This window comes from Stenotrophomonas sp. YJH_SMC_25, assembly GCF_059369595.1.
Window position 1 is genome coordinate 229,909 of the sequence record NZ_JCAFSV010000002.1, and the last position, 14,246, is coordinate 244,154.

Genomic DNA, 14,246 nt, shown 5'->3' on the forward strand with positions numbered 1-14,246 from the left:
GGGTCAGATCCGTTTTCCGCAGGAAAACGGATCTGACCCCGAATTTCATTCGATATCTGACAGATGTGCCGACCAACGGTCGGCACCCACCAACAGCCACCGGCCAGCTGTCAGAGGTGGGGCGGTGTGGGTGGGCAGGACCGTTGGCGCCATGGATGGCGCCATCGAGCCCCCAGGGACGGGTTTACGGCGTGTCCTGCCCACCCACACCGCCCCGCCATCCCTCAGCAAGCCCGCTGTTGCTGTGGCTGTTGCTCCGGCTCTGAGCAGGTGCAGGGCGCAGCCCTGCCGAAACACCCCCAACCATGACTGCAGTCACTTGTCCCCACGCCCCGCGCTGGCGAAAGTCGAGGAGTTGACGTGATCGGTCCGGCCCATTGCCAACCGCACGCAAGCGAGAGAGAGAAACGCTGTGCAACGACGTGAGTTCCTGGCTTTTTCCGGTCTGGGCCTGGCGGGCCTGCTGCTGCCGCATTCCCGTGCCATCGCCGCCGAGCAGCTGCTTGCCCCGGTCGATACCGCCCAGCGCAGGCGCCTGGCGGACGTGGCGCTGGCCACCGCACGCACCGCCAAGGCCAGCTACTGCGATGTCCGCATCGGCCGCTATCTCAACCAGTCGGTCATCACCCGCGAACACCAGGTCGGCAATGTGACCAACCGCGAGTCGTCCGGCGTGGGCGTGCGCGTGATCGTCAACGGCGCCTGGGGCTTCGCCGCCACCCATCAGCAGACCGAGGCCGCCGTGCGCGCCGCAGTCGAGCAGGCGGCCGCGATCGCACGCGCCAACGCCAGCATCCAGACCCGGCCGGTGCAGCTGGCGCCGACGCCGTCGGTCGGCGAGGTGCGCTGGCAGACCCCGATCCGCAGGAACGCAATGGCGGTGCCGATCCAGGACAAGGTCGAACTGCTTCTGGCGCTCAACGCCGCCGCGCTGAATGCGGGTGCCGACTACATCAATTCCACCCTGTTCCTGGTCAACGAACAGAAGTACTTCGCCTCCAGCGACGGCTCGTTCATCGACCAGGACATCCACCGCATCTGGCTGCCGTTCACCGCCACCGCCATCGACAAGGCCAGCGGCAGGTTCCGTACCCGCGCTGGCCTGTCCTCGCCGATGGGCATGGGCTACGAGTTCCTCGATGGCGATGCGAGTGGCAAGGTGCAGCTGCCCGGCGGCATCACCGCCTACCGCGATTCCTACGACCCGGTCGAGGACGCCATCGCGGCCGCCCGCCACGCGCGCGAGAAGCTGAAGGCGCCGTCGGTAAAGCCCGGCAAGTACGACCTGGTGCTGGACCCGTCCAACCTGTTCCTGACCATCCACGAGAACGTCGGCCACCCGCTGGAGCTGGACCGCGTGCTCGGCTACGAAGCCAACTACGCCGGCACCAGCTTCGCCACCCTGGACAAGCGCGATGCGGGTTTCCGCTGGGGCAGCGACATCGTCACCTTCTTCGCCGACAAGACCCAGCCGGGCAGCCTCGGCGCCGTCGGCTACGACGATGAAGGGGTGAAGACGCAGCGTTGGGACCTGGTGCGCGACGGCATCCTGGTTGACTACCAGGCCACCCGCGACGAGGCCCATATCCTCGGCCGCGATGCATCGCATGGCTGCAGCTATGCCGATTCCTGGTCCAGCGTGCAGTTCCAGCGCATGGCCAATGTCTCACTGGCACCGGGCAAGCAGCCGCTCAGCGTCGAGGACATGATCAAGGACGTGGAGAACGGCATCTGGATCCACGGCCGCGGTTCGTATTCGATCGACCAGCAGCGCTACAACGCGCAGTTCGGCGGCCAGCTGTACTACCAGATCAAGGACGGAAAGATCGCCGGCATGGTCGAGGATGCGGCCTACCAGATCCGAACGCCGGAATTCTGGAATGCCTGCACGGCCATCTGCGATGAACGCGATTTCCGCCTGGGCGGTTCGTTCTTCGACGGCAAGGGCCAGCCTGGCCAGGTCTCGGCGGTCTCGCACGGTTCGTCCACCACCCGCTTCAACGGCATCAACATCATCAACACCGCGCGCAGTCTCGGCGCTTGAGCCACCCATCCTTCGACATGGAGAGCAGCCTTGCAAAGACGTGACTTCCTGGCCCTGACCGGGCTTACCGCGGGCGGGCTGATCGTGCCCTCCTTCTTCGGCAAGGTGATCGCTGCCGAACAGCTGCAGAGCTCGCTGGACCTGGGGCTGAAGAAGCGCCTGGCCGATGCGGCGCTGGCCGCCGCCCGCCAGGCCGGCGCCACCTACTGCGACGTGCGCATCGGCCGCTACCTGCGGCAGTTCGTGATCACCCGCGAGGACAAGGTGCAGAACGTGGTGAACACCGAGTCCACCGGCGTGGGCATCCGCGTGATCGTCAACGGTGCCTGGGGCTTTGCCGCCACCAATGCGCTGGGTACGGCCGATGTGGCCAAGGCCGCGCAGCAGGCGGCGGCGATCGCCAAGGCCAATGCCGGCGTGCAGACCGCGCCGGTGCAGCTGGCCAAGGCGCCGGGCGTCGGTGAGGTGAGCTGGCGCACGCCGATCCGCAAGAATGCGATGGAGGTGCCGATCAAGGACAAGGTCGGCCTGCTGCTGGACGTCAACGCCGCCGCAATGGGCGCCGGTGCCAGCTTCGTCAACTCGATGCTGTTCCTGGTCAACGAGCAGAAGTACTTTGCCTCCACCGACGGCTCCTACATCGACCAGGACGTGCACCGTATCTGGGCGCCGATGACGGTCACCGCCATCGACAAGTCCAGCGGCAAGTTCCGCACCCGTTCGGGCCTGTCCTCGCCGATGGGCCTGGGCTACGAGTACCTGGATGGCGCCGCCGCAGGCAAGGTGGTCGGCCCCAATGGCGTGGTCAACTACAGTTCTTCCTACGACATGAAGGAAGACGCCATCGCCGCTGCCAGGCAGGCGCAGGAAAAGCTGAAGGCACCGTCGGTGAAGCCGGGCAAGTACGACCTGGTGCTCGACCCGTCGCATACCTGGCTGACCATCCACGAATCGATCGGCCATCCGCTGGAACTGGACCGCGTGCTCGGCTACGAAGCCAACTACGCCGGCACCAGCTTCGCCACCCTGGACAAGCGCGAACAGCATTTCCAGTACGGCAGCGAACTGGTCAACATCTTCGCCGACAAGACCCAGCCGGGCAGCCTCGGCGCGGTGGCGTACGACGATGAAGGCGTGAAGTGCAAGCGCTGGGACCTGATCAGCAACGGCAAGCTGGTGGACTACCAGACCATCCGCGACCAGGCCCACATCCTCGGCAAGACCGAGTCCGACGGCTGCTGCTATGCCGACTCGTGGTCCAGCGTGCAGTTCCAGCGCATGGCCAACGTGTCGATGGCACCGGGCAAGAAGCCATTGAGCGTGCCGGACCTGATCAAGGACGTGGAGAACGGCATCTACATCATCGGTGATGGTTCGTTCTCGATCGACCAGCAGCGCTACAACGCGCAGTTCGGCGGCCAGCTGTTCTACGAGATCAAGAACGGCCAGATCACCCGCATGCTGGAAGACGTGGCCTACCAGATCCGCACGCCGGAGTTCTGGAACGCCTGCACCGCCGTGGCCGACGAGCGCGACTACCGCCTGGGCGGTTCGTTCTTCGACGGCAAGGGCCAGCCGGGCCAGGTCTCGGCGGTCTCGCACGGTTCGTCCACCGCGCGCTTCAACGGCATCAACGTCATCAACACCGCACGCAGCCTCGGCTGATCGGTCAGGAGCCCTTACACCATGAGTATCTTCACCGAAGCCCAGGCCAAGGCCATCCTCGACAAGGTCATCGCCCTGTCCAAGGCCGACGAATGCACCGCCGTGCTGGCCGGCGCGATCGACGGCAACATCCGTTTCGCACTGAACAATGTCTCCACCAGCGGCATCGTCGACAACACCGAACTGGCGGTCACCGTTGCGTTCGGCAAGCGCGTCGGCACGGCCTCGATCAACGAGTTCGACGATGCCGCGCTGGAACGCGTGGTGCGCCGTGCCGAAGACCTGGCCCGCCTGGCCCCGGAGAACCCGGAGTTCATGCCGGCCATCGGCAAGCAGACCTACCGCGCCAGCCCCACCTTCAGCGAATCCACTGCCGCGATCGATCCGGCGTTCCGTGCCAAGGTTGCCGCAGATTCAATCGCGCCGTGCCGTGGCCATGGCCTGATCGCCGCCGGCTTCCTCGAAGACGGCCAGGGCTTCCAGGCCACCGCCAACAGCAACGGCAACTTCGCCTACCAGCGCACCACCAACTTCAATTACACCTGCACCGTGCGCACCGAGGATGGCCGTGGTTCGGGCTGGGTCGGCCGCAACCTGAAGGATGCGGCTGACTTCAAGGCGGACCAGGACATCCGCATCGCCATGCGCAAGGCCACCGAATCGGCCGAAGCCAAAGCGCTGGAACCGGGCAAGTACACGGTGATCCTGGAGCCGGCTGCGGCGGCCGGCCTGATCAGCTTCATGATGAACTTCTTCAGCGCACGCTCGGCCGATGAAGGCCGCAGCTTCCTGTCCAAGAAGGGCGGCGGCAACAAGCTGGGCGAGCAGGTCTACGACCCGCGCGTGACCATGATCGCCGACCCGTGGCACCCGGACGCACCGGTGCTGCCCTGGGACAACGAGGGCCTGCCCCGCGAGCGCATGGCCATCATCGAGAACGGCAGGATCGCCAACCTGGACTACTCGCGCTTCTGGGCGCAGAAGCAGGGCAAGACCGCCAAGGCGTCGCCGGGCAACCTGCTGATGAGCGGTGGCGACAAGAGCACCGCCGAACTGGTTCGCGGCACCCAGAAGGGCATCCTGGTTACCCGCACCTGGTACATCCGCATGGTGGATCCGCAGACCGTGCTGCTGACCGGCCTGACCCGCGACGGCACCTTCTACATCGAGAACGGCCAGATCAAGCATCCGGTGAAGAACTTCCGCTTCAACGAATCGCCGGTGATCATGCTCAACAACATCGAAGAGCTGGGCAAGCCGGTGCGCGTGGCCGGTGATGAATCCAGCTACGTGATGATGATCCCGCCGATGAAGCTGCGCGATTTCACCTTCACTTCGCTGTCCGACGCGGTCTGATGGATCGCCGGGCCTGCCTGCGCTGGTTGGCCGCTGCCGCTTCGGCGGCGGCGGCGCTGCCAGCCTGGGCACAGGCAGGCCCGCGCAGTTCGCGCTACGACTTCTGGTTCACCCGCCTTCAGTACGACTCCGGTGACTGGGACGTGGACGCGCGCATGCCGTCCAACCTGATCACCTCGCTGATCGACTACACCTCGCTGCGCGTGGACCCGCAGGAACACGTGGTGGCGCTGGCCGACCCACGCATGCTGGAAGCGCCGTTCTGCTACCTGGCCGGGCACACGCTGGTGGAGTTCAACGCCGCCGAACGGCAGAACTTCGTGCGCTACGTGCGCAATGGCGGCTTCGTCTTCGTCGACGACTGCAACCACGATATCGACGGCCTGTTCGCTACCTCGTTCGAGGCGCAGATGGGTCGCCTGTTCGGGCCCAGGGCATTGCAGAAGCTGCCCAACAGCCACCCGCTGTACCGCAGTTTCTTCCGCTTCCCGGATGGCCCGCCTGCCACCAGCTTCGAACTCAACGGCTGGGGCGACGACCTGGTGCACGACTACCTGAAGGGCATCGAGGTCGACGGCCGCCTGGGCCTGCTGTACAGCAACAAGGACTACGGCTGCGAGTGGGACTACGACTGGCGCAACAAGCGCTTCCTGGCCGAAGACAACACCCGCTTCGGCGTCAACATCGTGATGTACGCGTTGAACAACTGATAGGACCTGCACGCCCATGACCTCCCCCGACCTCGATTCCCTGCTGCCGCGCCTGGATGAGCTGCGCGCCGCGCTCGCACGCGCAGTAGTGGGCCAGAACACCGTGGTCGAGCAGCTGCTGATCGGCCTGCTGGCCGGCGGCCACTGCCTGCTGGAAGGCGCACCCGGGCTCGGCAAGACCCTGCTGGTGCGCTCGCTCGGCCAGGCACTGGAGCTGCAGTTCCGGCGCGTGCAGTTCACCCCCGACCTGATGCCCAGCGACATCCTCGGCACCGAGCTGCTGGAGGAAGACCACGGCACCGGCCATCGCCACTTCCGCTTCCAGCAGGGCCCGATCTTCACCCACCTGCTGCTGGCCGACGAACTCAACCGCACCCCGCCCAAGACCCAGGCCGCACTGCTGGAAGCGATGCAGGAGCGCACGGTCAGTTACGCCGGTACCACCTACGCGCTGCCCGCGCCGTTCTTCGTGCTGGCCACGCAGAACCCGATCGAGCAGGCCGGAACCTACCCGCTGCCGGAAGCGCAGCTGGACCGCTTCCTGCTGCACGTGCTGGTGGATTACCCCAGCGAAGACGAGGAGCGGCAGATCCTGGAACAGACCACCGGCGGTGCCACCGACGCGGTGCCGAAGGTGATGGATGCCGACGCGGTGATCGCGCTGCAGGCCGCGGTGCGCCAGGTGCATGTCAGCCCCGATGTGCTCGCCTGGATCACCCGCCTGGTGCGCGCCAGCCGGCCCGGCGACGGTGCTCCGGCGGCGATCAACCAATGGGTGAAGTGGGGCGCCGGCCCGCGTGCCGGCCAGTCGCTGGTGCTGGCAGCGAAAGCGCGCGCACTGCTGCAGGGCCGTTTCGCCGCCACCCGCGAGGACGTGCAGGCGCTGGCCGCGCCGGTGATGCGCCATCGCCTGCTGCTGTCGTTCGCCGCCGAGGCCGAGCAGAAGCGTGCCGACGACGTGGTCGCCGCGCTGCTGCAGGCCGTGCCCTTCCCGGGTTGAGCCACGCGTGAACGCAGGTACGCCGTTGACCCTGCCGCCCGAACTGCGTGCGCGCCTGCGCATGTTGCGGCTGCGGCCGCGCCTGGCCAGCGGTGCCAGTGGCATCGGCCAGCACGCCAGCCGCAGCCGCGGTGCCGGCCTCGAATTCGCCCAGTACCGTGCCTATGAGCCTGGTGACGAACTCCGCCAGATCGACTGGAAGCTGTATGCACGCTCGGACCGCTTCTTCGTGCGCGAGTCCGAACGCGAAAGCCCGATCACGGTCTGGCTGCTGCTCGATGCCACCGCCTCGGCCGGCCAGGCGGATCGCGCGGCACCGCAGCACTCGCGTCTGGACCATATGCGCGGCGTGGCCGCGTGCGTGATTGAGCTGGCCTTGCAGCAGGGTGACCGTTTCGGCCTGCTGGCGATCAATGGCGATGGCCTGCAGCTGGTCCCCGCGGCGAACGGCGCGCGCCAGCGTGATCGCGTGCATCTGCAACTGCACGCCCTGCAGGCGCGCGGCGCCTGGCCTGCGGCCGATCGCCTGCGCCCGCTGTGGGAGCGCGTGCGCCCGGGCGACCTGCTGCTGGCAATCGGTGATGGCTTCGACGACGCCGGCATCGTGCTGCTGGAACAACTGGCCAGCGCGCGCCGCGAAGTGGCACTGCTGCAGATCCTCACCGCCGACGAGCGCGACTTCCCGTTCGACGCCGGCCACCGCTTCCGCGACCCGGAGACCGGCGAGGAACTGCTGGGCGATGGCGCGGCGATCCGCGCTGACTACCTGCAGCGCTTCGTCGACGCACGCAGCGCATTGCATGCGCGCCTGCAGGCCAATGGGATTGCCAGTGCCACCGGCTGGCTCGACCAGCCGCTGGACCAGGCGCTGCAGGCGCTGTTTGGCCGTGGGGGCGATGCATGACCCTGCTGTTCCCGCTCGGCCTGGCCGCGCTCGCTGCAGGGTTGCTGCCGCTGCTGATCCACCTGGCCCGCCGCCATCCCTACACGCCACTGGATTTCGCCGCGCTGCGCTGGCTGCGCGCGCAGATCCGGCCGCGCCAGCGCATCCGCTTCGATGACTGGCCGTTGCTGCTGGTGCGCCTGCTGTTGCTGGCCGCGCTGGCCCTGCTGCTGGCACGACCTGCGTTGACTGGCCCGACGGCGCCTCCCGCTGCATGGACCGTGGTAGCGCCGGGACTGGATGCTACGGCCCTGCGTGGAACGGCCGAGGATCGCAACTGGCACTGGCTGGCACCCGGCTTCCCCGGCATCGATCAGGCGCCACCTGCATCAACCGCCCCCCTGCCCAGCCTGTTGCGCGAACTGGACGCGCAGCTGCCCGTTGGCACCGCATTGACCGTGCACGTTCCCGATCCCCTGCCCAGCTTGGATGGGGCCCGCCTGCAGCTGTCGCGCGACGTGCAATGGCACACGCAGCCGATGCCGGTCACTGCGCAGCCGAGTGCCGCGACGTCGCCGCGCCTGCGCGTGCACAGCGATGCTTCGGCCACTGCCCAGCGCTGGTTGAACGCACTGCAGCGCGCGTGGGGCGTGCAGGCACCGCTTGCTCCGCTGCCGGCGGATGCCCTGCCGGAGCGCGGTGAGATCGGCGTGTGGAGCCGCAGCGATGCACTGCCGGCGAACTGGCAGGCGTGGCTGCGCGGCGGCGGTCGTGTCTTGACTGCCGGCAAGCCTGCTGCCAGCGCCAGCATCCTGCTGCGCGATGCCGAGGGCGCACCGCTGCTGTGGCAGCAACGCATCGGCCACGGCTATCTGCTGGCGCTGCCGGGTGGCTGGGATGCCGCCAGCAACCCTGCGCTGCGCGATCCGCGCCTGCCACGTGCCCTGCTGCTGGCGCTGCAGCCGCCTACGGCCCCGCGCCTGGGCGATGCACGTGACCAGGCACCGCAGCGGACCGCATTGCCTGCTGCAACACCACCGCTGCGTGAGCCCACGCCTTGGCTGTTGCTGGCCGTCGTGCTGCTGTTCGCGCTGGAACGCTGGATGGCCAGCAGCGCCCGGCGCAGGGTGGCCGCATGAACACCCTGCAGCACGCCTGGCAACGCGCACGCCGCCGCCGTGCGCTCATCACCCTGCTGTTGGGCCTGCCATGGGCGCTGGCCGCCACGGTGCTGGCCCTGCGTCTTGCAGGCTTCGATATCGCCTGCGTCGTCGGCACGGTCAGTCTGCTCGCCTGCGCGGTCTTCGCCACTGCGCGTGCCCGCCAGCTTGACCGGCAGTGGCTGCAGCGCCAGCTCGATGGCAGCGGTGCCAGCGAGGACAGTGCCGATCTGCTGTTCGCCGATGCCGCCACGCTCAATCCGCTGCAGCAGCGCCAGCGCACGCATGTGCTGGCCATGCTGGAATGCGCGATGCCGGAGCTGCGTCCACGCTGGCCGCGTGGGGCATTGGCGCTGTGCTGGATCGCAGGCCTGGCCATTGTTGTGCTGGCATTCGGCTGGCCACGTTCCAGTCCCGGCTCCGTGCCTGTCCGCACGCCGGCGCCTGGCAGCGCTGCTGCTGCGGCCCCGCTGCGCCTGCAGTCCACCCGCCTGCGCATCGACGCGCCGGCCTATACCGGCCAGGCCACGCTCACCCAGAATGCGCTGGATGCGAAGGTTGCCGCCGACAGCCGGCTGTCCTGGTCCCTGCGCTTCGACCGCGCCCCGGACAGGGCATGGCTGCAGTTCCACGATGGTCGCCGGTTGCCACTGAGCGAGCGCGAAGGACAATGGCAGGCGCAGGATGTGGCACGTATGCCGCTGCTGTACCGCGTGGTGAGCGAACCGGCACTGGCAGAGACCCGCCTGCATCGGCTGGATGTGGTGGCCGACCGTGCACCCAGCGTGCGCGTACTGGAGCCCACGGCCAGCCTGGTGCTGGGCACGCCGGGGCAACGGCAGTGGGCACTGCGCTTCGAGGCCAGCGACGATTACGGTGTCGCGGCGCAGGCAACGCTGTCGATCACCACCACCCAGGGCAGCGGTGAGAACATCACCTTCGTGAAGCGCAGCGTCACGCTTGCCGGCAGCGGCGAAGCCACCGCGCGACGTTTCGCCCACACCCTTGATCTGGCTGCGCTGGGCGCGCAGCCCGGCAACGATGTGATCGCCCAGCTGGAAGTGCGCGACAATCATGCGCCCATGCCGCAGACCGGGCGCAGCAGCAGCGTGATCCTGCGCCTGCCCAGTGCTGAAGTCGCGCTCGGTGCGGAGCTCGAGGGCCGCATCAAGAAGACCCTGCCTGCGTACTTCCGCAGCCAACGGCAGATCATCATCGATGCCGAAGCGCTGATCCGGCAGCGACGCAGCCTGGCCGCCGAGGACTTCGTGAAGCGCAGCGATGCGATCGGTGTCGACCAGCGCATCCTGCGTCTGCGCTACGGCCAGTTCCTGGGCGAGGAAAGCGAAGGTGCGCCGAAACCGCCGCCGACCAGCGACCTGCCCACCAGCGATGCGCCGACCGCAGACGGCCACAACGACGATCACGAACACGACCATGGCGCGCAGGCCGGCGCGCAAGACGACCATGGCCACGATCATGGCAGTACAGCCAACGCAGATATCCCGCCGGTGTTCGGCAGCGAGACCGACGTGCTTTCCGAATACGGGCACACACATGACCACGCCGAGGCGACCACCCTGCTCGATCCGCAGACCCGCGCCACGTTGAAGGCCGCGCTGGATCAGATGTGGTCGGCCGAAGGCGAGCTGCGCCAGGGCCGCCCGGAGCAGGCGCTGCCATTTGCCTACAAGGCGCTGGGCTTCATCAAGCAGGTGCAGCAGGCCGAGCGCATCTACCTGGCCCGGGTCGGGCCGGAGCTGCCACCCATCGATGAAAGCCGCCGGCTGGGCGGTGATCGCGCCGGACTGGCCAGTCGTGAACTGCCGTTGGCCGCGCGAACCCCGCCGGACCCGGCCATCGTTGAAGCCTGGCAACGCCTCGGTGATGACAACGGCGCACCGGATCTCGATGCGCTGGCGGCCTGGCAGCAGCGCAACGCCGCCTACCTGCCCGATGCACTCGATCTGGCTGCGGCCATCGAGCAGCTGCGCATCGAGCCCGACTGCGGCGACTGCCGCCAGCGCCTGCGCGCACAGTTGTGGCGGGCGCTGCAGCGTCCGCTGCCACAGGCGATGCGGCGCAGTGCCGCCGATGCGATGGGCCAGCGCTACCTCGACGCGCTGGAGGCGCAGCCATGAATGCCTCCGCTGTGAACCTGTGGATTGCACCGGCACTCGCCCTGATCGTGGTCATCGCCAGCGTGCGCCAGCTGCGTGCGGACACTGCGCACCCCGGCCGCCGGTGGGTCGTGATCGCACTGCAGATCATCGTCGCCACGCTGCTGTATTTCTGCCTGGCGCCCCCCACCCGCCAGCAGCCCGCAGGGGGGCTGGTCGTGCTTGGCGTCGATGCGGGCAAGGCCGGCGCACTCCCGGCCAGCGAAGGCCCGCTGTTGCTGTTGCCGGAAGCTGCCGATGTGCCCGGCGCACAGCGCGTACCCGACCTGGCCACCGCGCTGCGCCAGCATCCGGCCGCCACGCTGACGCTGGTCGGTGCGGGCTTGGTCGCACGTGACCGCGACGCGGTGCTGCCGCCGGATGTGCATTGGCAGGCTGCACCGGAGCCGCGCGGCTGGATCGCGCTGCAGCCGCCGGCCGATGTCGCACCCGGTGCCCGCTTCGACGTGCAGGCACAGGCGCGTGGCGCGGCCAAGGCGAAGGCCGAACTGCTCGACCCGGCCGACAGCGTGGTCGATCGCACGGAGGTTGCCGACGACGGCCGCGTGCAGCTGAGTGGTGTCGCCCGCGCCGAAGGCCGCAGCGTGTTCCAGCTGCGCCTGCTCGATGCCGACGGCCATGTGGTGGACAGCGTACCGGTGCCGCAGCAGACCCTGCCGTCCGCACCGCTGCGCCTGCTGGTGCGCGCCGGCGCGCCGGGTCCAGAGCTGAAGTACCTGCGGCGCTGGGCAGCCGATGCAGGCATCCGTGTGCAGGTGCTGGCGGATACCGGGGCCGGACTCAGCATCGGCGATGGCGCGGTGTCGATCGATGCAGCATCGCTCACGCGCAGCGATCTGTTGCTGCTGGACGAGCGCAGCCTGGCGGCATTGAGTGCGGGCCAGCTGGCCGCCGTGCGCCAGGCGCTGCGCGATGGACTGGGCGTGCTGGTGCGCAGTGCGGGCGCACCTTCGGCCAGCGCGCGGCAACGCCTTCGCGATCTGGGCCTGCCAGTGCAGGGTGATGGCAGCAGCCACTCCCTCGAACTTCCCGGCGATGGCGAAAGCGCGGTCCTCGCCGCACGCCGTGGCCCGCTCGCCGCTGGCACATTGCCGACCGGCTACGGCGAAGAGGCCGACCGCAGCTCGCACAGTGCCGCGCTGCCTTCGCTGGAAGCACTGGCGTTGCAGGCGCCGGGCAGCAACGCGCTGCTGCACGATCGGGGCGGCCAGACCGTCGGCGGCTGGCGCGCGGTCGGCAAGGGCCGCATCGGCCTGCTGCCGCTGACCGACAGCTGGCGCTGGGTGCTGGCAGGCCGCGATGACCGCCACGGCGAACTGTGGAGCGACGTGGTTGCCACGCTGGCACGCGCGCAGGGCAGCGGTGATGCGCTGTGGTCACCACAGCCGATCAGCTGGGCAGGCGAACGGCAGGCGCTGTGCGGCGTGCAGGCGCCGCTGCAGGCCTTCAACCCGCGTGGCGACAGCGTGCCGCTGATCGCCGATGGTGCAACGTCGGCGCTGCGCTGCGCCGGCTGGTGGCCCCGTGAGGCAGGCTGGCAGCGCCTGCGGCATGGCGACAGTATCGTCTGGCGCTATGCATTCGACCCGAAGGACGCACCTGCACTGCATCGGCAGGCGATGATCGATGCGACCACGCAGGCGTTGGCCTCCAGCACGTCGGCGAACGCGTCGGTGATGCAGCCCGTGCCGGGCTCACGCTGGCCGTGGTGGCTGGCGTTCGTGTTGTGCGCATCGCTGCTGTGGTGGCTGGAACGGCGGCGCTGACCCCGGGGTCGGATCCCTTTCGCCCGCGAAAGGGCTCTGACCCCCTCCGTCAGGCGTTCTTCAACGCGAGCCCGCGCGCCGGTACACGCCGTTAAAGCGCACGTTCATGCCACCGCATTCGCTGTTGTCGGCCACGATCAGCACCTCGCCCAGCGAATGCACGCGTACCTTGCAGGTATCCTCGACGAACTCGACGTCGGCACCGCGCGGCGCGGCGCGCGCTTCCACCTGGCCCATGTTCGGTCCGTAGGGACGCTGCTCCGGCGTGGGGTTGGCGGAGGGCCAGTAGGCGTCCCCCTCCACATGCAGTTGCCCACCCTGCACGGTGATGCGCAGGCCGTTGTCGCCGTCCTTCCAGTTGCCCGCCCAGTCCTGCAGCGACGGCACGGCCACCGGCAATGGCTGCAGCTTGCTGCGGTCCACCCAGCCGGCACTGCCACCCACCCTGTTCGGGAAGAACGCGCAGCGATAAGCGCCCAGGTCGCGCCCGGTCACCACCGTATCGCCGTTGACCACATAGCTGCGCTGTCGGCAGGCCGGTTCGCCCTTGGCCGGGCAGCCGTCCATGTCGCCAAGCAGGTACAGGCGCGGAGCATCGACCACCCGTGCCAGTGCGAACCGGCTCTGTTCGGACGGGAACGCGCCATTGCGGCAGGCGCCGTCATCGGCGATGCCGGAAGCGAAGGCGGAGGCCGGCAGCAACGCGGCCAGCAGGCAGAACGAACGCAGGGACATGGCGATGGCACCGATGGGGAAGCCGGCAGGATATACCGGCCTACTTCACCGGCGACGCATCACCCGCACCTTGCTCCTGGGAGAACCGCAGCGCACGCTGCTGCTGTTCGGCACTCAGCTCCGGCGGTGGCCGCGCCACCGCGGCCTGGATCTGCGAAGGCCCGCCGGTGAGTTTGTTGATTCCCTTGGCCGCCGCCATCACACCCTTGACCACGCCCATCATGATGTAGCCGCCGCCCATGCTCACCTGCTCCGGCGATGGCGGTTCGCTCCAGTCACGGCTGAAGCGGTTGTCGCCGAACTTCACCGGGTTCTTGAAGCGGTAGAGATCCAGCGGCTCGTCTTCCGGCTTGAGCGCACGCACTTCGCCGAGGGTGGTGACGTTGTCCTGCGGCAGAGCGGTGGAGATCGGTGCGGTGGTTGCCGCCGAAGCATCCACCGGGGGAACGGGCGCCGGATCGGGCACCGCCACCGGCGCGGCCTGCTGCGCCTGCGCGATGCCGGCCAGCAGCATGCCGGCCAGGAGGGCTCCCTGCGTTCCACGTCGTGCCACAGCCATCCACCTGTTGGTTGCGTCCAGCGCCCAAGGATACGGATGCCGGCTTCAGATTTCGTTGCTGCACTGGCAGCTGTTCAGCCAGGGGAGATGCGGCGACGCCACGGGACGCCGGCACTGAACGGTTCACGCCCTCCGTGTGCGGTGTCTCACATCCTGAGACGTGAGTGTGGTGCCATGTGACCCCTCGC

General features: G+C 68.4%; 11 protein-coding genes. 9 read left to right on the forward strand and 2 right to left on the reverse strand.

Annotation, left to right across the window (positions count from 1 at the left end; all coding sequences use genetic code 11):
- The first annotated feature begins 412 nt into the window (after positions 1-412).
- Genes AC5P7E_RS04055 through AC5P7E_RS04095 form a run of 9 tightly spaced genes read left to right on the forward strand, consistent with a single transcriptional unit; the run spans position 413 to position 12,764 of the window.
- The gene (locus AC5P7E_RS04055; RefSeq protein WP_162792552.1) at positions 413-2,044 is read left to right on the forward strand and encodes a TldD/PmbA family protein; all 1,632 of its coding nucleotides are present in this window, start codon (positions 413-415) and stop codon (positions 2,042-2,044) included.
- 30 nt (positions 2,045-2,074) lie between these two features.
- A complete protein-coding gene (locus AC5P7E_RS04060; RefSeq protein WP_005407530.1) occupies positions 2,075-3,709 on the forward strand; it encodes a TldD/PmbA family protein in 1,635 nt (544 codons plus the stop codon).
- 21 nt (positions 3,710-3,730) lie between these two features.
- Positions 3,731-5,065 (forward strand): TldD/PmbA family protein, encoded by a 1,335-nt coding sequence (locus tag AC5P7E_RS04065; protein WP_005407529.1) that lies wholly within the window; start codon positions 3,731-3,733, stop codon positions 5,063-5,065.
- Positions 5,065-5,775: a DUF4159 domain-containing protein gene (locus AC5P7E_RS04070; RefSeq protein WP_114618724.1), complete on the forward strand. Its 711-nt coding sequence runs from the start codon at positions 5,065-5,067 to the stop codon at positions 5,773-5,775. The genes AC5P7E_RS04065 and AC5P7E_RS04070 overlap by 1 nt, the downstream gene beginning before the upstream one ends.
- A 16-nt stretch (positions 5,776-5,791) precedes the next feature.
- Positions 5,792-6,775, forward strand: coding sequence for an AAA family ATPase (locus tag AC5P7E_RS04075; RefSeq protein WP_005407527.1), 984 nt, complete (start codon positions 5,792-5,794; stop codon positions 6,773-6,775).
- Between the two features lie 7 nt (positions 6,776-6,782).
- Positions 6,783-7,679, forward strand: a complete 897-nt coding sequence (locus AC5P7E_RS04080) for a DUF58 domain-containing protein (protein ID WP_114618725.1) — start codon at positions 6,783-6,785, stop codon at positions 7,677-7,679.
- Positions 7,676-8,797 (forward strand): BatA domain-containing protein, encoded by a 1,122-nt coding sequence (locus tag AC5P7E_RS04085; protein ID WP_114618726.1) that lies wholly within the window; start codon positions 7,676-7,678, stop codon positions 8,795-8,797. The genes AC5P7E_RS04080 and AC5P7E_RS04085 overlap by 4 nt, the downstream gene beginning before the upstream one ends.
- Positions 8,794-10,959 carry a hypothetical protein gene (locus AC5P7E_RS04090; RefSeq protein ID WP_114618727.1) on the forward strand — a complete coding sequence of 722 codons (2,166 nt, stop codon included), beginning with the start codon at positions 8,794-8,796 and terminating at the stop codon, positions 10,957-10,959. Before AC5P7E_RS04085 ends, AC5P7E_RS04090 begins: the two co-directional genes overlap by 4 nt.
- Positions 10,956-12,764, forward strand: coding sequence for an amino acid adenylation domain-containing protein (locus tag AC5P7E_RS04095; protein WP_076738892.1), 1,809 nt, complete (start codon positions 10,956-10,958; stop codon positions 12,762-12,764). Before AC5P7E_RS04090 ends, AC5P7E_RS04095 begins: the two co-directional genes overlap by 4 nt.
- Before the next feature lie 60 nt (positions 12,765-12,824).
- Here the strand turns inward: AC5P7E_RS04095 and AC5P7E_RS04100 are convergent, their stop codons facing one another.
- Complete coding sequence (locus AC5P7E_RS04100) at positions 12,825-13,499, reverse strand: hypothetical protein (protein WP_012478708.1); 675 nt, start codon at positions 13,497-13,499, stop codon at positions 12,825-12,827.
- A 40-nt stretch (positions 13,500-13,539) separates the two neighbouring features.
- Positions 13,540-14,058 carry a hypothetical protein gene (locus tag AC5P7E_RS04105; protein WP_024956323.1) on the reverse strand — a complete coding sequence of 173 codons (519 nt, stop codon included), beginning with the start codon at positions 14,056-14,058 and terminating at the stop codon, positions 13,540-13,542.
- Positions 14,059-14,246: the final 188 nt, after the last annotated feature.